The 19,793-nt window shown below is 53.2% G+C and carries 21 protein-coding genes and 2 tRNA genes; 7 read left to right on the top strand and 16 right to left on the bottom strand.

The genetic code is table 11. The annotated features are described in order from the left end of the window. The 3 genes from leuS to VLA04_01090 all read right to left on the bottom strand — a co-directional run. The coding region (gene leuS / locus VLA04_01100; protein ID HSI20293.1) for a leucine--tRNA ligase at positions 1–1,905 on the bottom strand (1,905 nt) is incomplete at its 3' end. A 297-nt stretch (positions 1,906–2,202) separates the two neighbouring features. Then, positions 2,203–2,922, bottom strand: a complete 720-nt coding sequence (locus VLA04_01095; GenBank protein ID HSI20292.1) for a winged helix-turn-helix domain-containing protein — start codon at positions 2,920–2,922, stop codon at positions 2,203–2,205. A gap of 56 nt (positions 2,923–2,978) precedes the next feature. After that, positions 2,979–3,653 (bottom strand): response regulator transcription factor, encoded by a 675-nt coding sequence (locus tag VLA04_01090; protein HSI20291.1) that lies wholly within the window; start codon positions 3,651–3,653, stop codon positions 2,979–2,981. Between the two features lie 29 nt (positions 3,654–3,682). Here VLA04_01090 and VLA04_01085 point away from each other — a divergent pair, with 29 nt between their 5' ends. Then, positions 3,683–4,078, top strand: coding sequence for a hypothetical protein (locus VLA04_01085; protein ID HSI20290.1), 396 nt, complete (start codon positions 3,683–3,685; stop codon positions 4,076–4,078). Here VLA04_01085 and VLA04_01080 read toward each other — a convergent pair. Further along, the gene (locus VLA04_01080; protein ID HSI20289.1) at positions 4,075–4,476 is read right to left on the bottom strand and encodes a hypothetical protein; all 402 of its coding nucleotides are present in this window, start codon (positions 4,474–4,476) and stop codon (positions 4,075–4,077) included. The two genes, VLA04_01085 and VLA04_01080, sit on opposite strands and share 4 nt — an antisense overlap. 63 nt (positions 4,477–4,539) lie before the next feature. Beyond that, complete coding sequence (locus VLA04_01075) at positions 4,540–5,118, bottom strand: YcnI family protein (GenBank protein HSI20288.1); 579 nt, start codon at positions 5,116–5,118, stop codon at positions 4,540–4,542. Positions 5,119–5,249: 131 nt separating this feature from the next. On the opposite strand from VLA04_01075, the gene VLA04_01070 reads away from it, so the two are divergent. Both VLA04_01070 and VLA04_01065 read left to right on the top strand, forming a co-directional pair. After that, complete coding sequence (locus VLA04_01070) at positions 5,250–5,549, top strand: hypothetical protein (protein HSI20287.1); 300 nt, start codon at positions 5,250–5,252, stop codon at positions 5,547–5,549. Positions 5,550–5,551: 2 nt separating this feature from the next. Then, positions 5,552–5,851 carry a hypothetical protein gene (locus VLA04_01065; GenBank protein HSI20286.1) on the top strand — a complete coding sequence of 100 codons (300 nt, stop codon included), beginning with the start codon at positions 5,552–5,554 and terminating at the stop codon, positions 5,849–5,851. Between the two features lie 37 nt (positions 5,852–5,888). Here VLA04_01065 and VLA04_01060 read toward each other — a convergent pair whose 3' ends face one another. The 8 genes from VLA04_01060 to tsaE all read right to left on the bottom strand — a co-directional run bounded on the left by VLA04_01060 (position 5,889) and on the right by tsaE (position 14,273). Then, complete coding sequence (locus VLA04_01060; protein HSI20285.1) at positions 5,889–7,880, bottom strand: Ig-like domain-containing protein; 1,992 nt, start codon at positions 7,878–7,880, stop codon at positions 5,889–5,891. A 124-nt stretch (positions 7,881–8,004) separates the two neighbouring features. Next, positions 8,005–10,359: a hypothetical protein gene (locus tag VLA04_01055; GenBank protein ID HSI20284.1), complete on the bottom strand. Its 2,355-nt coding sequence runs from the start codon at positions 10,357–10,359 to the stop codon at positions 8,005–8,007. 255 nt (positions 10,360–10,614) lie between these two features. Further along, positions 10,615–11,016: a hypothetical protein gene (locus tag VLA04_01050; GenBank protein ID HSI20283.1), complete on the bottom strand. Its 402-nt coding sequence runs from the start codon at positions 11,014–11,016 to the stop codon at positions 10,615–10,617. Further along, positions 11,013–11,576: a hypothetical protein gene (locus tag VLA04_01045; protein ID HSI20282.1), complete on the bottom strand. Its 564-nt coding sequence runs from the start codon at positions 11,574–11,576 to the stop codon at positions 11,013–11,015. Before VLA04_01045 ends, VLA04_01050 begins: the two co-directional genes overlap by 4 nt. Positions 11,577–11,721: 145 nt before the next feature. Continuing rightward, positions 11,722–12,333, bottom strand: a complete 612-nt coding sequence (locus tag VLA04_01040; protein ID HSI20281.1) for a L,D-transpeptidase — start codon at positions 12,331–12,333, stop codon at positions 11,722–11,724. 273 nt (positions 12,334–12,606) lie between these two features. Continuing rightward, positions 12,607–12,682 (bottom strand) — tRNA-Ala (locus VLA04_01035). Positions 12,683–12,831: 149 nt separating this feature from the next. After that, on the bottom strand, positions 12,832–13,845 hold the full coding sequence (gene tsaD, locus VLA04_01030; protein HSI20280.1) for a tRNA (adenosine(37)-N6)-threonylcarbamoyltransferase complex transferase subunit TsaD: 1,014 nt from the start codon (positions 13,843–13,845) through the stop codon (positions 12,832–12,834). Further along, entirely contained in the window at positions 13,842–14,273 is a 432-nt protein-coding gene (gene tsaE / locus VLA04_01025; GenBank protein HSI20279.1) for a tRNA (adenosine(37)-N6)-threonylcarbamoyltransferase complex ATPase subunit type 1 TsaE, read from the bottom strand. Before tsaE ends, tsaD begins: the two co-directional genes overlap by 4 nt. A gap of 91 nt (positions 14,274–14,364) precedes the next feature. Here tsaE and VLA04_01020 point away from each other — a divergent pair, with 91 nt between their 5' ends. Then, complete coding sequence (locus VLA04_01020) at positions 14,365–14,985, top strand: hypothetical protein (protein ID HSI20278.1); 621 nt, start codon at positions 14,365–14,367, stop codon at positions 14,983–14,985. A 271-nt stretch (positions 14,986–15,256) separates the two neighbouring features. Then, positions 15,257–15,445, top strand: a complete 189-nt coding sequence (locus VLA04_01015; protein ID HSI20277.1) for a hypothetical protein — start codon at positions 15,257–15,259, stop codon at positions 15,443–15,445. 184 nt (positions 15,446–15,629) lie between these two features. On the opposite strand, the gene VLA04_01010 is transcribed toward VLA04_01015, so the two are convergent. After that, positions 15,630–15,715, bottom strand: a tRNA-Leu gene (locus VLA04_01010). A gap of 42 nt (positions 15,716–15,757) precedes the next feature. After that, complete coding sequence (locus VLA04_01005) at positions 15,758–16,915, bottom strand: glycosyltransferase family 1 protein (GenBank protein ID HSI20276.1); 1,158 nt, start codon at positions 16,913–16,915, stop codon at positions 15,758–15,760. Between the two features lie 97 nt (positions 16,916–17,012). Here VLA04_01005 and VLA04_01000 point away from each other — a divergent pair, with 97 nt between their 5' ends. Continuing rightward, on the top strand, positions 17,013–17,780 hold the full coding sequence (locus tag VLA04_01000) for a sortase (protein HSI20275.1): 768 nt from the start codon (positions 17,013–17,015) through the stop codon (positions 17,778–17,780). On the opposite strand, the gene VLA04_00995 is transcribed toward VLA04_01000, so the two are convergent. Then, positions 17,777–18,571 (bottom strand): PEGA domain-containing protein, encoded by a 795-nt coding sequence (locus VLA04_00995; protein ID HSI20274.1) that lies wholly within the window; start codon positions 18,569–18,571, stop codon positions 17,777–17,779. The genes VLA04_01000 and VLA04_00995 overlap by 4 nt on opposite strands. A 71-nt stretch (positions 18,572–18,642) precedes the next feature. On the opposite strand from VLA04_00995, the gene murA reads away from it, so the two are divergent. Next, a partial coding sequence (murA, locus tag VLA04_00990) for a UDP-N-acetylglucosamine 1-carboxyvinyltransferase (GenBank protein ID HSI20273.1) occupies positions 18,643–19,793 on the top strand: 1,151 nt, incomplete at its 3' end.

Below are 19,793 nucleotides of genomic sequence, written 5' to 3'. Positions count from 1 at the left end.
CAACTTTTCCTGTAGCTTCCAGACCTTTTCCAGGAACCTGCGTACACCGGCAATGCTGGTGGTGCTCCAAGGTTTCTCCTGCTCAAAAGGACCCATGAACATTTCATACGTACGAAGGGTGTCGGCACCAAGCTCACTAATGACATCATCAGGATTGATAACGTTGCCTTTGGACTTGGACATCTTGTTGTGATCGGGACCTAGGATCATGCCTTGGTTCCGCAAGCTCTGGAAAGGCTCTTTGAAAGGAACTAGGCCAGCGTCAAAGAGCACCTTTGTAATGAACCGGGCATACAGCAAGTGAAGGACAGCATGTTCGGCCCCACCGATATACATGTCCACCGGTAGCCACTGTTCGGCCTTTTTAGGGTTAAAGGCCGCCTCAGCGTAATGTGGGTCTGGGAAACGGAGGTAATACCAACTTGAGCAGACAAAGCCGTCAAGCGTGTCTGTTTCGCGTGTCATTTTCTTACCTGTAACAGGGTCAACAAACTGAAGCCATTCCGTAGCTGTAAGAAGAGGAGACTGCCCAGCATGGAGGAAGGTCACATCCCGTGGCAACTCGAGTGGAAGGTCCGCTGAAGGGAGAAGGTGTGCATTCCCGTCCTCGTCGTAAGTAATAGGAATTGGGGCACCCCAGTAGCGCTGGCGGGAAACGAGCCAATCACGTAAACGGTACGTCACCTGACGCTCACCCCCTGCAGCCGCGATTATTTTGCCTACCACTTCTTCGTCCTCACAGGATTCCCCATCAAACTCACCGGAGTTCATAAGGAAGCCATGAGTCGAAGAGGGTAAATTGGCTCCGCCTTCCGTAGTTACTACCTGTACGATAGGGAGGTTAAATGCAGTGGCGAATTCGTAGTCCCGTTCATCGTGGGCTGGTACAGCCATGATGGCACCCGTCCCATAGGTACTTAGCACATAGTCGCTAATCCAAACGGGAATTTCCTGCTTGGTAAGGGGATGGACGGCATATGCTCCCGTCCAAACGCCTGTCTTGGTCTTATCCAAATGGAGTCGCTCTAGCTCCGTCTTCTTTTGGGTCTCCTCCACATACTCAGCAACCGCATCTTGCTGATTTTGGGTAGTAATTTGGGATACCAACGCATGTTCTGGCGCGAGAACCAGGTATGTGGCACCAAAAAGGGTGTCAGGGCGGGTGGTAAACACTTCTACGAACGCCTCACTACCGGCTACGGCAAAGCCAAGGCGTGCGCCGTTAGACTTGCCAATCCAATTCCGCTGCATCTGCTTGATACGGTCCGGCCATTCCACTAAGTCCAGGTCTTCAATGAGACGGTCTGCATAGTCAGTAATCTTGAAGTACCACTGCTTCAGTTGCTTTTGGACAACTTGCGTACCACACCGCTCACAATGCCCACCTACTACCTGTTCATTGGCGAGTACGGTTTGGTCTTTAGGGCACCAGTTCACCAAACCGTCCTTTTGATACGCCAGTCCTCGCTCATACAGGAAGGCAAAGAGCCATTGGGTCCATTTGTAGTATTCAGGTTCAGCGGAGTTCAGCTCCTTGTCCCAGTCATAACTGATACCAGCCTGACGGAACTGCCTTTTGTACTCAGCAACAGCAGTCTTGATGGAATCTGCAGGATGAGTACCCGTCTTAAAGGCATAGTTCTCCGCAGGCAAGCCAAAGGCATCCCACCCCATAGGGTGCAGGACTTTCTTACCCTGCATGCGTGCAGCCCGGGCGACAATGTCTGATCCGGTATAGCCAAGGAGATGCCCTACGTGTAGGCCAGCGCCGGACGGGAAGGGGAACATGTCCAAAATGTACATTCCTTGCTCACCGGGGGAAAGTTCCGGGGTCGCAAAGGTACGCGCCTCTTCCCAGCGCATCTGCCACTTCTGCTCAATTTCGCGGTGATCGTATGTCTTCATAATCTCTTCAGTACTATAGCAAGACTTTCCCGCAGAATCAGCGGCATGAAACCATATGTATCATCCTTAGAAGTTCGCGTGCTTCACGCATTGTCCGTTGTACCCATGTATGGCCACCTCCTGTGGCAACATTTAGGCCGCGATGGTATTACTAGCCGCTCGTCCACCTATGAGGCACTCAACCGCCTTTCCCGCTTAGGCCTTATCACTAAACGGCGGGAAGAGTCTGCCATTGGCCCTGCGCGTCTCTATTGGCGCTGCACCCCAAAAGGTAGGCATATGTGCCAATCGGCTGCCCTAGAGCGCCGCCAACACCTTGCCCGAAGACTGCGGGAAATCGTGCACGAGTATAGGGTCCTCCTCACGGAGCTTACCCCCGCTGTAGGGGAGGAAACGGTACCCTATGCCATAGGCAGTATGAATACAGGCAGCAAGGTCCCGGGGGACGCGGCGGCGGATGCGCCGGATATGGGCATCAACCGCGTTACTCTCGGGATAGTCCGAGAGTCCCCAGCAGTGCTCCCAAATCTCAATGCGGGTGAATATGCGGCCAGGCTGGCTAGCAAGGAGGCGCAGTACGCAGAATTGGCGCGGGGTGAGGAGTAGCTCCTCGCCCTTCCACCACACAGAGTGCTCATCACTGTTAAGGACTAAGTTGCCGATACTTATCTCGTGCGCGGACTCGGCCACCATAAGGCTTCGCTGCCTTGCTACCCGCAACACCTGGCTGGCAGAGGCCCCACCTATCCAACAGGCACAGAACGGCGCGCGCAAACTTGCAGGCACTATGTCTTCGGCCAGCACCAAGAGTGCTATGCGGTCAGGAATGTAGGTAAGGTCGGGCAGCTCATCCACTGCCTCCACCGCAATAACACAAAGCGACCACGGCCTGATTCGGCTTAAGTGCACCCACTCCTGAGTGCTCTCAGTCACCGTACTAACTACCCCACCAGCCCGCAGTGCCCGGCAAAGTGGCTCCAGCGGGTATGACACGTTAAGAAAAAGAATATGTTCCATGTGGTCAGTCTGTGACTTTTCGCCAACAGGATCATGAAAGCTTTCTGAACGCCTACCTATGCCTCAAAGAAGTACCCTTGCCGGTAAGCTGTGCGGATACTCTTACGCCCAAAGGGAATATCAATTTTCTTGCGCAGGCTTTCAATATGCACATCTACGGTGTTTGGGTACCTATCAGCCGTATGCCAGACCTCGTCCAAAAGCTCACTTCTGGAGACAACCTCTCCAGGCCTTTCAGCCAGATATACCAGGAGCCTATGTTCCATTGGGGTAAGCTGCACCCGTTTTCCTGCACGTTGGACAAGGGGTGCACCACGGTAAATACACGTATCACCAAATACCAGGGTCGGTGCAGTGGTTTGTTTGGAACGCTTAAGAAGTGCCTTAACCCGGGCCTGCAGCTCAGGGAAAGCAAAGGGCTTAACTAAGTAGTCGTCACTACCAGCGGCAAAGGCACTCAACTTCACTTCCAATTCATCCTCGGCAGTCATTATGCAGACGCGACATTGGGGACACTCCACCTGCAGGGCTTTTAATACTGCCAAGCCATGCAATTCGGGGAGGCCAAGGTCCAAAAGGAGTAGGTCGGGTTTTTGCGCCCGGGCCTTTTCTAAACCTGTCGTGCCCGTGTGCGCGGTCTCGATAATGAGCGAAGACGACGATAAAGCGTCAGCGATTGCTGCCGCTAAATGCGTGTCATCTTCAACAATTAGTAGGCGGGAAGCTTCCATTTGGCATATACTAGCAGCAAAGAACCACTATGGGATGGCCATTTGGGGGTACAAAAGAGGACACGGCGACGCTTCTCAAGCAAGCAGCAGAGGCAATCGTTTTATTTGAACGGGAAAGGGAAAAGCTTTCCCTGGAAAAAGACTCCATGATGCGCCGGCAGGTAGAAATATGGAGTGTCTCCACCACAGACTCTTCAGGTGGCCTGGACAGCGAGTATAAGAAAGCGGCGGGAAGCGTTGCCTTTAACGTAAAGAGGCTCCTTTGCCTTGAAGAGCACGTAAAGAAGCTGCGCTTGGCAGAATTTCATGCCAAAAATGGCAATATAACGCCCCTTAAGGAAGTTCTGACTATTACGGACCCGTGCTCTAACGTGCAGTCTGATGTTCCTGAGGTAAACTTCAAACCCGCTCCAGCCCCCGCTTAACCCTTAAGGGTTTTGAGAACAGTCCGCACAGAGCCCCCCAGCATGGCAGAAGCCACAAATATGGCAGCCATCCGCATGATAAACAGCATAATAAAGATGTTCCACAGGCCATTACGAAGCTCTGGGACAATTTCTGGTACAGGAAGCAATGCAACGGAGAGGGCTGCGGTAAAGGTGAGGGCACCAAGAAGGGTGACTAGCACGCGTGTCACGCTAATAAGGAGTACAAATAGCCAAGCATCCTGGTCATTGCCAGGTTTCAGCTTGAGCGTGTCATGAGCCAGGCTGCCCAAGCGGGCAATTGGCCAACTGAACGCAGACAGTACACCCGCCGTCAGCCAAATGAAGGCCGCTGTTGCAACGATTACACAGATGAGGAGTACGACAAGGTTAGGCATATGCTTATCATACCCCTGCTAACAAAAAAACGCACCGAGAGGTGCGTTTTCCCTAGCGGGTAATTAGGCCTTCCGCAGGCTGAACCCAAGGGCAATAAGGGCTAGTGCGGCGCTTACCAAGGAAAGCCACTGGTAGGGTGCGCCACTGTCTGGAGAACTAGCTGTTTCCACTACGGCTGTCGCTGAGTAGGGCTTCACTTCGCTGTCACCATGGCCGCCAGTTGGAGCTTGGTCCCAAGCAACAACCTCACCACCCTCGTAGGTCTGATAAGCCTTCCACTGAAGCTCACCCTCTGCCACAGGAGCCTGCGCGCTAAAGGTAAAGTCATCCCGCTGACCGGCCGGAATGGACCCGCCACTCCAAGAGATCTCTGTAATGGCTGCGCTTTCGCCCTCGCCCTCCTTCTTCACTTCAATAGCCCAACCTGGCTTGACCGTAGGGGAAACGTGCTTCAGCCCAGAGGGCACTACAAGCCTAACAAAAGTAGTTGGCACGGCCTTCTCGTTGGGGACGCCCATCGTAAACGTCTGGAAAGCAGCAGGAGCTACTTCCGCAGGGCGAACAACTACATGGGCAGAGACCCCACTCACTGAGAAGGTGAGTGCGAGTATTCCAGAAGCAAGAAAGCGGGGGATAATCATGAAAGAAAAACCAAGGTGGGTACGTAAATAAGTGTTCGCTACCAGCCTAGCAGCTTGCCTTAACGATTGCCATTTTGGCTACCAAATGGTACTACGAGACTACTGTACATCCTTAACCTATGGAGGAGCGTATGACTAAATCCGAGCGTGAGATCCACAATCTCAAGAAGCAAATCGATGCACTCAGCGAGAAACTTCAGGACTTAACCTCAAGTGCCGCCGAGGATATCGACGAAGTTGTTGATAGCTACATGGGTAACGCACGTGAGTGGGCAAGCGAGACCGCAGAAAAGAATCGTGACAAGATTCGTATGGCCAAGGAAGCTGCAGCCAAGACGAATGAGTTTGCGCATGACAACCCTTGGGCCATTGCCGCACTCGGCATGGGCGTAGGAGTGCTTGTCGGCCTTCTCACCAAGAAGGACCGGTAACCATGAGTTTCATCATTTCACTTGCACGCAGGTACCTTACGGACCAAGTGGAGGGGGCAATGAAAGATGCTGTTTCACCGTTGGCGCCCTACCTCCGCCGCATTGCGCTCGGCGTAACGTGCATTGTACTAAGTATCCTCGGCTTCTCCCTCATGCTCATGAGTGCCGGCGTAGCCATCTTCCTTGGATTGGCTGGGCTGCCGTACGCTGAGGCTGCCCTCTGGACAACGCTTATCTTTGCCTTCCTTGGTGCCTTCATCCTCATGATAGGACTCACCTTTACCAAGAAGCCCCGGCGCTAGGCCGTTAGAATAAAAAACCACCTTCACGGGTGGTTTTTTAGTAGACAACTACGCCACTGTTCCCAAAGGCAGACCAGTCGCTCATGAAGGTACCGACACTCCAACTAAGCCTGCCGTCCACAGGATCTACCATAATGAGCCGCGAAGGGTTGGATGCAGAACCGGTAAATCCGATCAGCACGCGAACATGCTCTCCCTTCCAGGTATTAATAGTCCGCCCCTCTGGCGTTACCCAAGAATCCCGCGTACTCCCAGGGTATACGCCCCATGTCACTACCGGGTTGCCCGCGGCAATTGCGCTTGTGGCGTCAGACAGTGACCATCCTGAGAAGGACTGCGCGCTGCGGTAATTACGTGCAGCGCGGGCAATTGGCGCCCAATGTACACCATAGCCCGTAGTGTTCTGACGGCCGGTGATACTTCCCACAAAACCCTGGTCGGGGTCACCCCAAGTGTCCCCACGCTCTGCTGTCGTATCAAACCCAACGCCATCCATAAGGGCGCTCTCGCTCACCGAGATTCCCTTGTATGCCAAGGCCATCTTAAGGGAGGCAACTTCGCAGGAAAGCGGGGAGTCCTGCCTATCAAAAGATATATTGAGCAAGGTAACGCTCTCTTCGGTGGCAAAGGATGACTCTACCGTGGTGACAGAAACAAGCCCATGGACACTCTTAACCCCCTTAGCCACGCGCACTGTGTAGTGACTATCTTTAGCTAGGGGCGCATTGTAGCTCATTGTATTACCACTCCAAGAGAATGTACCCGGGACGGACGGGGAGAGGGTAAAGGCCGCCTCCGCGGTGGTATGATCTACCGGCTGGTCAAAGACAACGGAGATGGGTGTATTCACCGCCACGGCCGTCGCACCAGCACGCGGTGAGATGCGCGTCACGTGCGGTTTGCCAATAGTTGTGAAACTAAAGCTACGGCTTTCCACTGTTCTCCCTTTTCTCGCATCCGTTATTCCAGATGGCACCGCAACGGTGTAGGTGGTTTCAAATTGCAAGGCATCCGTCACAGCAAAGACAAGGGTAGTGGCATCCTTCCAAGACCAGGCACCAGAAAGTGCCGGCGTTACTGTAATTCCTTTTGCCTCCACCTGCTCCATAGGCTGATCAAAGGCAAGGGAGAATTCCTTGGTTTCCGAAGGGATTAGCTGAGTACCCTTTGGCGCAAAGGTTTGTACCGCCGGAGCGGGCTTTGTTGTAAAGGTGAGTGTCTGTAAGAGTTCAGGCGCCCCTTGCAGGCGCAACTCACCCTCATCCCTGTATACGGTAAGGCTACGGGAGATGCGCAACGTATAGGGAGCATTCTGCTCAAAGCAACTGTCTTGCTTTAGGGTATACGAACGCTTGTCACCAGCTAACGCCGCACTCACTTTCGCATCCGGCTCAAAGGCAAAGTCGAAGTTGGCCAGCCTATCATTCTCCGCATCTAGGGTAACGGTAATATCATCACAAACCCCTATGCCAGTATCTTTATCTTTTAGAGAAATACTCTGGATGGTGGGAAGCGCCTGTGTGACAAAGGTATACGTAAACGTGCTCTCGCTGAAATCCAACACATTAGCGATACCATCCAGGGTGATGATATATTCCTGCGCCGGGTCAAACGAACGTGCGGGGGTAAAAACGAGTGTACGGTAGAGCGCATTACTCACCGTGCTGTCCTCAAAACGCCACTCGCCTTCTAGGGCCGGTTCAATTGTAGGATGGACCCTGTTCCGGTCCAAAGGCTTATCAAAGCTCAGGGTAATACTTGCCCCAAGGGGAGTCGGTTTGTCCGTACCGTTTGCTGCAAAGACCGGCTGAGGCGTTGTCATAAAGAAAGCAGCCCCAATGCCACAGGCCAGGCAAGTCAAGACTAAAACACCTATGATAACCCAAAACGCACGCCTAGACTTGCGAACAGGGAAGATAGGGACGGTGCTTTGCAGGGCTACCATCCGACGCTTCCGAATAATGACAATACTACCCACCAGGGCGAGGGCCAGGACTCCAATCGTAAGGACAAGGAGGAGCGATGACATGGTGGCACTATACGCAACAGATTGGGACACGGCAACCCTTGAGTGGAGTGGTGCAAGCGAATCTACAGGTCTGGAGCTTGGATAGGGAAATGAAAAAGGACGCCGCTATGCGACGTCCAATGAATCAATCAGTCAGCTGGAGCTGACCAGTGGGAGGTTCATATTCCTTGACCCCGTCCAGCTCGCGCAGGAGGCGGAGAACAAAGTAAACCTCGGTATCACTTTTTTCATCCAGGATCTTGTTCAGGGCAGGCTTAAGGAGAGGGTCTCCCGTGAAGCCAAACTCTGATACCCATTTAACGAGTGTGCGCGCATCCAGCTTATGGGCATTCGTGCGCAACCACCTGTTCAACCTACTTCGGTGCGGTTCATCCTGGAAGAAGGGCTTCCAACCCTCCGCTTGTGGCAACCCAATACCTCGCCACAACCTATCTGGGTCCCAACCCCCCGCCGCCTTGCGGAAAAAGATCTCCCTAATCTCATCATCAGAAACGAAAGAGCGGATGCGCCTCCAATCTGCTTGGTTACTGAGGATCTCTCCCGCAAACAATGCCCGCAGCCTACTTGCTACATAGGCCGGGAGATCTGAGCGGTGGTCAGCCAGCAGGCTCAGTGCCCGCGGCTGAAGGGAGTCGATAGAAGTGGGAAGGAGCCCGTTCTTAGGCCTTTTTGCCTTTTCAGCCCCAGTCGCCCAGTATACCGCCTTCCACAGGTCAGGATATTCCGTGGCGAGACTGACGAAGAGTTTGTCGGTCAGGTCAGCCTCAGCAGCATCCCTTGTCGTCGCTACTATGTAAGCCTCAACCACACACTGCCTGCACGCTGACCCGCGTTGGCATCCCACCGTAATGAACTGCCTCATAAGTTCAGCCGTGCTCCAGGAAAGGGAATTCGGGAGGTACCAACGTGGGTTGGGACTACCTGTACCCACAAAGAGGGAGATAAAGTCTTCCTCTGTAGGAAAGTCCGCCAGTTGAAGCTGGTAACCACCCTTAAAGAGTGCGCTGCGTAGGCCGGTGACCTCCAGCGCCGCCCTCCCTGCGACCAGGTTCCTGCTCACAATGAACTCGGCGAGCTTCGCAAGCTCCAATCGGTAGGTAGAAAAGGACTGGACGCTTCCTTCGAACCGCTTGATCCCTCTACCCGCCGTAAGCCAGTGCTGAATGCCGTCAACCAACCTCCCATCCGCAATGTCGAGGAGAACGTTAACCACAAGCTCAACGTTGAGCATGTAGTACTCCTCCTTAATTGCAAACAAGAAGTGGGAGAGCATTGGGGCGTAGTCATCGGGAGACTCCGCCACCCACTGCCGAAGAAGTGCACCTGCGATCTTGGCCTCTACGGTTTGCGTGCTGCTCGCACGCATAAGCCCATAGTTCTCCCTGAAGAATGCCTGCTTGGCTGCCAGCGGCTGGCTATCCAACAGTTCAAAGAACGTAGTCGAAAACCGGCCGGTGATTTCTTCATAAAGCCTATGCTCAATGCCACATCTCCGCTCGCAGTCCCTAATCCAGCCACGCTTATCAGAAAGCGTGCTATAGAGCCTGTGTAGCAGGTCGCCAAATTCGTCGGGGTCACCCCCGCTTAGGCGATCGACGAGAAAGAAGGCATATTCACTCGGTCCTTTGAGAAGGACTTCGCGGGTGGCCGCCTGAACGTCTTGAGGAATAAGGTCCCAGTCCTCTTCCAGGAAAGCGGTGAGCTTTCTGAGAAGGGGATGGTCATAGGTGCTGTGCTCATCTTCCTTAACGAAACGGCCGTACGACTTCCCAGCTTCAAACGCATTGCGCGATGAAGTGTGGCTGAGGCCTGCGGTCAGTGCCCCGGCAAAGTCAGCCGCCATGTACGGCAGGGACTGCCGAATGGCACCGCCATCCTTTTCCACGTAGAAGATGTACTCCGTAAGCCGCTTTCGCGTCTGAGGCATCCCCGCTAACTGCGTACCCATTTCCAGCGTGTTGAGTACCAAGGCATTCCTAAGCCAGACCGGAGGCTCGACCAAAATGCGCCGGCAATCGTCAATCTGCTCATCCTTTTCGGGGAAGGGCAGGTGGCGCTCAATACCCAGGGTGGCATAGATCTCACTCATAGAGGGCTTTTGACCCATCAGGATGAGAGAGGCAACGGGTCCGGCCGAGGCAAACGCTTCCTTCCCGATAAGGGGGAAGACATGTGTTTGGATTGCAGCCGTTGCTTCGGGACACCGCGACGCTTCGTAGAGCACTACCGCAAGAAGCATGGGCTCCATGGAATATGCGGCAAATGCACGGATGATCTCCTTGGACTGCTCATGGAAGAGCTGACCGGGAAGCATAGCATGGTGCACAAGGGCTTCCCACACGGCGCGGCACGATGTCCATTCTGACCATGTCAGCAACCGGTCAAAGCTAAAGCTTGCGGCGGCGCTGGGCTGGGGAATGTAGCTATCACCAAGGCGTGTAAAGAAGAAAAGGTCTTTCGGATTCGTTTTTTGTTTCATTATCCCTCCAAAGGGTAGTACGGTTCTGCGTACTCAGGGACAAGGGTTCACATTTCACCATCGGGTAACGGGGCTGTCTTGCATGCTGACCCAGGCCAGCTGGAACAACCGAATGTACCGAGGGGGATTTCTGAATAATCTTGCCGTTGTCAAAGAAGGCATTGACTTGCCCGATTACTGACAGAAATGGAGGGGGGTGTAAATGAAAACCGCCCCTCATCAATTGATGGGGGCGGCAGTGTGTTGCGCGGCGGGTTAATCACCCAGCCGCTTGGGGAGGCCGTCTTGTTTCCAGATGGCCTTGTACGAGGTCTCGCTCATGGCGTTGTACCTCGCCGCGATATTGTTCTTCATTTGCCGAGCGCCCGACTTCTCCATCACCAAGTTGTCATACTCGGTGCCGGAGGTAACCTTGCGTTCGGCGAGCTTATCCAGCTCCGCCTCCGCTTGCTTCTCCTGCTTGTCGTACTGCTCGTAGGAGTTCTTCTCACGGATGAACTCCTCGTGGCTGTAAACATGCTTGGAAGCGCTGAAGACCGTCTGGTCAGCCATTTCGGACGCCGTTTCCACCGACCGGCCAAAGAGGCCGAGGGCGGAAAGGAGCAGCCAAGCGATAAGGCAGACTACGAAGATCCCGAGTCCAGTAACAAACCTCATTTTCTATCCTTCTTGAGTGCGTCAAGCTTCTCAAGCAGCTCCAGGCGCTGCGCAGGCGTAGCCACAACCGCCACTTCCACCATCGGCTGTTTTAAGCCCTGGAAAGAAAGGGGGACCTCTGAGTAGATGAATGACGAGTAACCGCCAAACTCCAACAGGCTTCCCATGGTAGTCATGCCGACGCGACTGGGGTCGCTTGACCCATACGTCGCCATTTCGTCGGGTGCCGGGTAAGACCCCACCGTGTTTTGTCCCTCCGGCGAGGTTAGGCGCTTACTAGTACTCGTCAGCTTCCCAATGATGGTTACCTTGAGCCACGTGCCGTCCATTAGGACGACGTAGAGATAGCTCATCTTGTTAGGGTCGTTGAAGCGGGAATTCCGCTGGTTGAGCAGGTAGCGATCCATGGAGTACTCGATCTGGGTGGGTGGCTGATTCTCCATCAGCACCTGGGCCCGGTTCATCTTCTCCTCGTTCTGCTTGTCGGCGACGGTCTGGCCACATCCCCCAAGGGTAGATGCGGTCGCTAAAACGGCGATTCCAAAAAGTAAATTCCTCAATCTTCACCTCGTACTTGTCGATGTCCGCACCACAATTTAGTGCGAGCAGAATATAGACTATTTTTCTTTCTTTGTCAATCTGGGAGCCGGTTACTACATTTGAAAGAAGCCCACCTTGCGGTAGGGCTTCTGATTTGTCAGCGGGTTAGGCCTGGACGAAGACGTAGTCTCCTTCACCTACGCCCGTCTGAGTCATGAGTTCGATATCTTTGTTACCGAACTGGATGCAACCTCGGGTATAGCCACCTATGTACCCCGGATTATTGTTACCATGCCCTGCAAGGGGAGACTGGAATTCCCAGTACCAGAGACCAAGAGCATTACGCGGGTCGCCACCAGGAACCATGTCGGGCAGGGTAACACCTACCTTTTTCATCATCCGGCGGGTGTTGTCGGTTGGATACCAATCTTTTTTATATTTGACATCTCTGATCCGGTTCCAGCCCTTGAGCTGGGCGTGGCCTTTTCCTCCAACTGAGACTTCGCAGGCCCACAGCACTTTTGTGCCTCGGAATTGCCAAGCTGTCTTTTCGGAAAGGTCTACCATTACCCAATCCCTGCTACGGGGACGGAAGGGTACGGGCGGCCCGACCTTGAATGGAACAGGGTGGGAATCGTAGAGAAACCCACCCTTGCGCACGGGGACGCTTTTGACGATGGCCGGGCTCTTGGGGCTTTTTACAACCACAGGAGCTGAGGCAATTTCGTCCACTGGTATAACCAGCAAGGAAGTGAGTACTACTACGGTGCCTAACATTTGTTTTCTCCTTTGAAAGTTCACGGCTGTCGCCGATATGCATCTAGTTTACGCCGTTGGGTTTTGTGGTCAATTTCTAAATTGAGCCCCAAGGGAGATAACGCTCACTTTCTGAACCTTTCACTAAATATTGAAGCGGTTCAGAAACGTTGCGCTAACCTCGCTCTTTGCCTTCGGCAAAGTAAGGTATGGGCGTGGTCGAACTCCAATAAGTCAGTCGTCCGAATCCTATACTCATAAAGAAAAAAGACACCGGATGGTGTCTTTTTTCTTTGGTGGACCCTAGGAGATTCGAACTCCTGACCCCTTCCATGCCATGGAAGTGCTCTACCAACTGAGCTAAGGGCCCCTGAGCGAGTCAAACGCAGATGTGCTTGCATATCTGCGTTTGACGAACAATGGGGTGCTATCTGCGAAGCAGATAGGGGCCCAATCGGGCAAATACATTTGATTGGTGCGAAACGAAAATACCATATCTGGCCGCCCCTGGCTAGACGCCTAAAGCGGGTCTTCCACCGTAAGGTAGGGAATACGGTCAATCTTTTCTGTAACGGGCTGCTGGCCAGCTTCAATCCCAAACCAGGCAGCAACCCCAATCATGGCGGCGTTGTCAGTACAGAGGCTCATGGTAGGAGGAATAAGCAGGGTGACGCCACGCTCTGTACACGCTTTTTCCAGAATGGCCCTTAGGTGCTTGTTGGCTGCCACGCCACCCCCTAAAGCCAACTGCTGCACCTCAGGATACATCTCCAAGGCTTTCTCCACCTTTTTAAGCACAGAAGCCTGGGCTACGCGTTCAAAGCTGGCAGCAATATCGGCCTTTTTGGCGTCATCCAAAGGTTCTTGCTCCAAGATAAGCAGGCGCACTGCATTCTTAAGGCCGGAGTAGCTCAGGTTCAAATCGCCACTGCGGAGCATCGGAATTGGCAGGTCGTACGCATCCGGGTTACCCACTGCAGCCAAATCAGCCACAATTTTGCCACCAGGATAGCCAAGCCCAAGCATACGGGCCACCTTGTCGTAAGCCTCACCCAGGGCATCATCCAATGTCTGACCAATGACGGTAACATCACCAAAAGACCGGGCAAAAATGAGCTCGCTGTGCCCACCGGAAACCAACAGGCTGAGGAGGGGATAGAGAGGGGCTTGCTCTGTAAAACAAGAGGCCATGTGCCCAAGCATATGATTCACCTTGTAGACTGGCTTTCCATGAAGCTCTCCCAGCTCCTGAGCTTTCTGGATGCCAACCTCCAGTGCAGGTGCCAGTCCCGGACCATAGGTCACCGCGATAGCGTTCATATCCTTCCACTCTTTACCCGCCTCTTTGAGGGCCATTTCTATGACAGCATCGATACGCTCTTTGTGGAGACGCTGCGCCAAGAAGGGGACCACGCCGCCGAATTCGGCATGATCCTTCACTTGGGAAGAGATGACATTGGAGAGAATCTGACTCTTTTCCGTCACAGCTACTGAGGTGTCATCAAAGCTGGTATCTATCGCCAGGATGGTCATAGATGCGTAATTTCCCGTACGCCGCCGTTTATGCCCATTTCCAGCATAACTAGGGTGATGTCTGTGCGGCTGGCCAGGTAGGGCACAAGTGGGGCCGGCCACTCAATAACGGTAACGGTTTCGGGCTGCAAATATTCGTCCAGGTGAAGCTCTTCCGGGGTAATAGTGGGCGTGCGCCAGCAGTCGATATGGACAAGCTTACCCAGCTCTCCCTGATATTCACGCGTGAGGACGTACGTAGGTGAGGATACAATGCCCTTAATTTCCAGGGCCTCAGCCACACCTTTGGCAAACTGGGTTTTGCCAGCGCCCATTTCACCTTGAAGGGTAAAGACCAGCGCAGTGTCAGAAAGGTTACTAAAATACGCCTGGACCAGTTGTTTGGCCCACGCTTTTGTTTCTTCTTCTGAATTACTCTGGAATTTCATCCTTTGGATGGTAGCAGAAACTGCCCAGGGTTGCGACCAGGCCGGCTTGCCCTTTGACTATTTATCTGGATTTTGCTAGAAAAGCAGGGTTATGTTGTTGGTCCTTGGTATCGCAATCTTCGTCGTATTCTTTGCGGGCACATGTGTGACGCTCAGATCCCAACTCAGCAAAGAAACCGCACTCCGCACGGAAGCCGAACGGCAGCTCCACCTTCTATTACCATCTCTTGGCCATCGGGTGCACAGCTACGCCATCCTGCAGGGTTACGGAGTGACAGCCCGCTGCAAAGACATGGACAACTGGCAGATAGATAATAGATGCTCCGCCACTTTCCTGCGGCTTTGCAAGGATCACTATCGTCAGATGGGTATTAATGGGGATGCACTCCTGCCCCTTGGAGGGGAAACGGGTGACATCAACATATGCATCCACCGGGGAGCGTGGAACAACAGGGAGTCTGCGTTTGGCTGGGAATACATCATCACTGACAGTGCTGGTAAGACCTTGCTCACCAATGCCATCCCAAACACTTTCATTGGGGAATTAAAGCGGGACTCCAAAGACCTTGAGCTACCCCAACACCTCATCGACGACCTTCTCAAGTCTGCCCAGATCCTGAGATGCAATGCGGAGCAGGTCAAAGCAAACCGCTCCGAAATCGAGCTGGTGATTGCGTCCGACGAGGAGCTCCGGCTCGATATACGCGGTTAAAGCAACGACTGCGATATCAATACCATTCGCCCAGATCCATATCTGGGCGTTTTTTTATTATTGCGAGAGAGAAGACGTTCGCCTCCTTCCGGCAAGGCAACGTATGAGCGGGGGACTACAGCCGGGGAGCACGTGAAGTCCGGATGTCTGGTTTGTCATAATGTTTTTGTTCCCCGCTCTGTAAATAGACATTCCTTTATTCTGGATTTTAAGTCCTTGCACACGTCGGAGAGCGGGGGTAACTTGGCCGTACTTAGCCATAATCTCCGCCATGAAAACAGTACTACCGACGCTAGGGAAACGGGTTGGCATACTAGAGAAGGATGCAGAAATTGTTCATCAAGCCCTTGAGGAGCTGAATATAAAAGTGGATGTGGTCGAGAAGAAAATGGAACGTGGATTTGTTTCGTTGGAAAAAAGGTTTGACGGGTTGGAAGGGTGGTTGAAGGAAAGGTTGTAAACCGCGGGAGAGGGGACGCTCACTTCCTCCGGCTTCCGCCGCCTTGCGCTCGGAGCGCCTAAGAAACGTTACGCCGACCCCGCTCTTTGCCCTTGGCAAAGCATGGTATGGGCGGGGACGAACTGAGCCCTCATCCTCGTCGCAGATACAAAGAAAAGAGACAGCCGAAGCTGTCTCTTTTCTTTGGTACCGCGGGAGAGAATCGAACTCTCACCCCCTTGCGGGAAACGGATTTTGAGTCCGTCGCGTCTACCGTTCCGCCACCGCGGCACACTATTGGAAAGCGTAGTAGAGCTGATTCAAACTATCAGATTACCGTCTTTTTTCCAAGACAGCCTGGTACACAGAGCGTGTTTGCTTGGCACACCGTTCCCAAGAGAACTTTTGCAGCTGTTCGTCACCGCGGCGCACCAGCTCTTCACGAAGGCGGGGTTCCAGGGCTAAACGCTTCATTTGCTCACACAAGGCGTGGGCATCGCGAGTCGGGAAAAGAAGCCCACCTTGACCAGTCACTTCTGGCAGAGAGCTGTTGTCAGCCGCAATAACCGGTGCGCCATAAGCAAAAGCCTCTAATACAGGCAGGCCAAACCCCTCATACTCGGAAGGCATAATGAAGCAGGTCGAGTAGTGGAAGAGGGCAGGCAGCACTTCTTCGGGTGCAAAGCCAGGCGCAATAATATCGCTGGCAGCAGAAGCCTTGACCAATGAGTCCCTTACTTCATCTGTTGCAGCCTCCGGGTTCCCCACCAGAACCAGCTTGTGTGGCAGACCAGTCTGCTGCTTGAACTGATTAAACGCCTCAATAATAGTCAAGATTCCCTTGTGCGGGCGCCACTGGCTGACGAACAAGAAATAAGGGTCACGGGTTCCCAGGTACTTTTGTGCCATATCCTTACTCCCTGGAAGGAACTGGAGCGGCTCAGGGCCACCTTCATACACGACCTCCATTTTAGCGTGGGAAACCCCAAGCTGCTTCTCTGCATCAAATGCTGTGTACTCAGAAATGGCGACAATCTTCTTTGCACTCTTCATAGCCCGGCGGAAGACCACATTGAAGCCGATCTTCTTAAGAGGATGGATCTTCTTGTTCCCATGGACAGGGAAGAGGAACATGGTCAGGTCATGGAGGGTAACCACAAATGGCCGATTGTACAGCACGGGGTGGTTGAAGTTGAGGAAGTGCATCAAATCCAGTTTTTCAGCGTACAGCTCCTTCAAGAAGGTAGTCTGCTCCTTTATAGGGCTGAAGTGTGGCACTTCGGTAACTACTAGGCGTACATGGGGGTAGTCCATATCCCACTCAGCCAGGTCAGCCTCGGTTAGGAAGATGATATAGTCGTTCTCCGTATCCAGGGGAAGTAAGTGGTGCAGCAATTCCCGCGTATAGCGCCCCAAACCACCAGTTGCCTTCCGATACATCCGGGCATCAATGCCAATGCGATGCCGTGATTTGCCAGTTATTGAAGTCATAGTCCTACTACTCTAGCAGGTTTTTAGCGTGTGATTAAACCTGTTACCACCTTGACAAAACAGGCCTTCTCTGCTAAGGTGATCCATTCAAGCCTATATGAACTACACACTTTCAGATCAGGACATTCGCATCTTTCTCCGCGAAGCCCCCACCACAGGGCCGTTCTTTCGTCGTGTATTCACCTATGCAGCCGGCTTTATTGCCATTGCCCTCATTCTCGCGGCCGGCCTGACTATCTTTGCCCCTAACCCGGTCAACAGTTCAGCGCCTATCCTTGCGCCAGCTGGCCAGTCTACCCCTGTAGCTGATGCCACACCGACGCCAAGCGCAGCACCAACACCAACTCCTACCGCCACTCCACTTCCGGTAACCATTCCTAATGACACTTTCAGTGCTGCAGACGTAAAAATCTCCGCACCTATCATTTGGAATGTGGAATCCACCGAGAAAGCCATGAACAAGGCTCTTGAGCGTGGCGTAATCCACCTCAGCGGCACCCCAGTCCCTGGACAACAGGGTATGAGTGCCATTGCTGGCCATAGTTCCAACTACGCTTGGGCAAAAGGCGATTTTAACTCTATCTTCGCCCCGCTTACCAAGACGAAAGTCGGCCAAACCCTCGAGGTTAACTACCAAGGTGTCATGTACCGGTACGAAGTTACCCGTGTTTACGAGGTAAAACCTACCAATACAGCCATCTTGGCTGACCACAGCAAAACAGGTATCCGCCTGATTACCTGTACACCTGTAGGTACCAGCCTCCGCCGGTTTATCGTTGAAGCTGAACAGGTATTCCCTGATCCAGCACTAGCAGCTCCGTTTAACGGAAGTTCACTCAACGGCACCCTGCCAAGCGGCCGCTAAGACCCGCGCAAACCTGCGGTCCGGCTGAAACGCTCAATAAAGCCGCCAGCCTCGTATAATTCGAGTGCTTGCAAGGTTTCACCCTCTGCAAACACCACCACACGCCCGTTCTCTCGTACTACGTAGGGGACGGGTTTTGGTTCTGCAAAGGTAGCCACTTCTTGGCTGATACCAGATACTAGGTCGCGCAGAATAAGCTTGGTACCTGCCTGGTAAATAATGTGGCGCTCATCAGCATAATATTCCGCACTCAGGATGTCAGCCGATGTCCGGGTAACGAACTCTTTCTTTACCCAAAGCTCGTTACTCGAGCGGATTTCGATGCCAGCGTTGTCCAACCTGCGGTTCATCAGCTCATCAATGCGGATGTTTGGCGCAGTAACTTTCCTAGGTTCAGCGTACAAGAGCACTACAGATGGATAGTAAACCCGCTCGTTCTTCCCAATCCGTACAAGCTTTTGCCATGTCTGATAACCATCTTTCCGAATCTCTACATCATAGTGACCAGCAAAGAGCCAACGTATACCAAAAGGCAACGAACCCTCCTGCTTCACACCATTAATATAAATATCCGGGTTAATGCCGGCCTGAGGACTAGAAAGCTCTAGGATACCCGTCTGCTCTACGCTGGCTGCGGCCCAGTTCACCCGGTACCCAAATGCCCAAAGCAAGGCAACAATCCCAAGGAATAAGAAGGCAACTGTATAGATGGTACTTGAAGCCCACCGCTTCCACGGGTGCCCGCTGGGCGGGAGGTTTCGGTCGAGAGGGCAGTCCAGAGTCTGTTTCATTCGTAACGCCATCCTACACCAATCGAGGAGGCTGTGCTATCGTAAAACGGATCTATTCACTCAAGAACTCCATGGGACTCCTTCGTATAACTGGTCATACTCAGCTCTCAGGCACCGTTCCTATTTCTGGCCGTAAAAATGCTGCGCTTAAGCTTATTGCCGCCTCGGTCCTTAGCGATAAGCCAGTTACCCTTCACCGTCTCCCTGATATTGGCGATGTCCGTGTCATGTTGGAAATCTTGGAGCGTATGGGTGCCTCTATTCACCGCGAAGGTGAGAGCGTAACCATTCATACGGAGAACCTGCAAACGAGTGAGATTCCTCTGGACCTAGGCCGCAAACTCCGCGCCTCACTCGTGTTAGTTGGGCCGCTTTTGAGCCGTTTCAAGAACGTGCGCTTTCCTCACCCAGGGGGCTGCGTCATTGGTAAGCGAAGCATCCGCCCTCACCTCGACGCCTTTGCCCAACTTGGTGCAACAATTGATTTTGACGGCACCTGGTACACCATTCATGGCGACATCCACGGCAGCGAGGTCTACCTCAAGGAAAAGACGGTTACCGGTACGGAAAACCTCATCATGGCCGCCTGTCGCGCCGATGGCACGACCAGTATTTGGAATGCCGCTGAGGAAACCCATATTTCCAACCTCTGTGAGCTACTTCGCAATATGGGATACGCCATTCATGGCGATGGCACTTCCCGGGTCACCATTGAGGGCAACCCACACCTCTCCACCAACCAGGCAGAGGTCACGGTCATTCCCGATGAAATTGAAATTGGCACCTTTGCCATTGCCGCACTCGTAACCCAGGGCACGGTTCGATTGGAAAATGTAGGAAAGCGCCACGACCTCATTCCTATCTTGTCCAAGTTGGATGACTTCAATGCGCGCTACGAGTACAACGGCGAAGACCAAAGCCTTACCATGCTCCCAAGCCCCGACTTGAAAGCGGCGGATGTCCAAACCAACCCATGGCCAGGCTTCCCACCAGACCTTCAGTCTCCGTTTACTGTTCTCGCTACCCAAGCCACCGGTACCTCACTTATTCACGACTGGATGTATGAAGGCCGCCTCTACTTTGTAGACCTCCTTCAGAAAATGGGTGCCAATATCACTATCTGTGACCCGCACCGTGCACTGGTTACTGGCCCAACCACTCTTCGCCGTAACACTTCTATCACACCAGACCTTCGCGCTGGCGCCGCTCTTGTATTAGCTGC

The sequence above is a fragment of the Verrucomicrobiia bacterium genome, assembly GCA_035460805.1.
GTDB lineage: Bacteria > Patescibacteriota > UBA1384 > CAILIB01 > CAILIB01 > DATHWI01.
Note: the sequence above shows the minus strand (reverse complement) of the source record. Positions and strands in the feature narration are given on the sequence as shown.

What these genes read in the sequence shown, in the direction of transcription:
- VLA04_01090 (HSI20291.1), bottom strand. Translation starts at nt 3,653, where the DNA reads ATGGAAGCTTCCCGCCTACTAATTGTTGAAGATGACACGCATTTAGCG.
- VLA04_01015 (HSI20277.1), top strand. Translation starts at nt 15,257, where the DNA reads ATGAAAACAGTACTACCGACGCTAGGGAAACGGGTTGGCATACTAGAG.
- VLA04_01040 (HSI20281.1), bottom strand. Translation starts at nt 12,333, where the DNA reads ATGTTAGGCACCGTAGTAGTACTCACTTCCTTGCTGGTTATACCAGTG.
- VLA04_01000 (HSI20275.1), top strand. Translation starts at nt 17,013, where the DNA reads ATGAACTACACACTTTCAGATCAGGACATTCGCATCTTTCTCCGCGAA.
- VLA04_01050 (HSI20283.1), bottom strand. Translation starts at nt 11,016, where the DNA reads ATGAGGTTTGTTACTGGACTCGGGATCTTCGTAGTCTGCCTTATCGCT.
- VLA04_01085 (HSI20290.1), top strand. Translation starts at nt 3,683, where the DNA reads ATGGGATGGCCATTTGGGGGTACAAAAGAGGACACGGCGACGCTTCTC.
- VLA04_01070 (HSI20287.1), top strand. Translation starts at nt 5,250, where the DNA reads ATGACTAAATCCGAGCGTGAGATCCACAATCTCAAGAAGCAAATCGAT.
- VLA04_01065 (HSI20286.1), top strand. Translation starts at nt 5,552, where the DNA reads ATGAGTTTCATCATTTCACTTGCACGCAGGTACCTTACGGACCAAGTG.
- VLA04_01055 (HSI20284.1), bottom strand. Translation starts at nt 10,359, where the DNA reads ATGAAACAAAAAACGAATCCGAAAGACCTTTTCTTCTTTACACGCCTT.
- VLA04_01005 (HSI20276.1), bottom strand. Translation starts at nt 16,915, where the DNA reads ATGACTTCAATAACTGGCAAATCACGGCATCGCATTGGCATTGATGCC.
- tsaD (HSI20280.1), bottom strand. Translation starts at nt 13,845, where the DNA reads ATGACCATCCTGGCGATAGATACCAGCTTTGATGACACCTCAGTAGCT.
- VLA04_01095 (HSI20292.1), bottom strand. Translation starts at nt 2,922, where the DNA reads ATGGAACATATTCTTTTTCTTAACGTGTCATACCCGCTGGAGCCACTT.
- VLA04_01020 (HSI20278.1), top strand. Translation starts at nt 14,365, where the DNA reads ATGTTGTTGGTCCTTGGTATCGCAATCTTCGTCGTATTCTTTGCGGGC.
- VLA04_01060 (HSI20285.1), bottom strand. Translation starts at nt 7,880, where the DNA reads ATGTCATCGCTCCTCCTTGTCCTTACGATTGGAGTCCTGGCCCTCGCC.
- VLA04_00995 (HSI20274.1), bottom strand. Translation starts at nt 18,571, where the DNA reads ATGAAACAGACTCTGGACTGCCCTCTCGACCGAAACCTCCCGCCCAGC.
- tsaE (HSI20279.1), bottom strand. Translation starts at nt 14,273, where the DNA reads ATGAAATTCCAGAGTAATTCAGAAGAAGAAACAAAAGCGTGGGCCAAA.
- VLA04_01080 (HSI20289.1), bottom strand. Translation starts at nt 4,476, where the DNA reads ATGCCTAACCTTGTCGTACTCCTCATCTGTGTAATCGTTGCAACAGCG.
- VLA04_01075 (HSI20288.1), bottom strand. Translation starts at nt 5,118, where the DNA reads ATGATTATCCCCCGCTTTCTTGCTTCTGGAATACTCGCACTCACCTTC.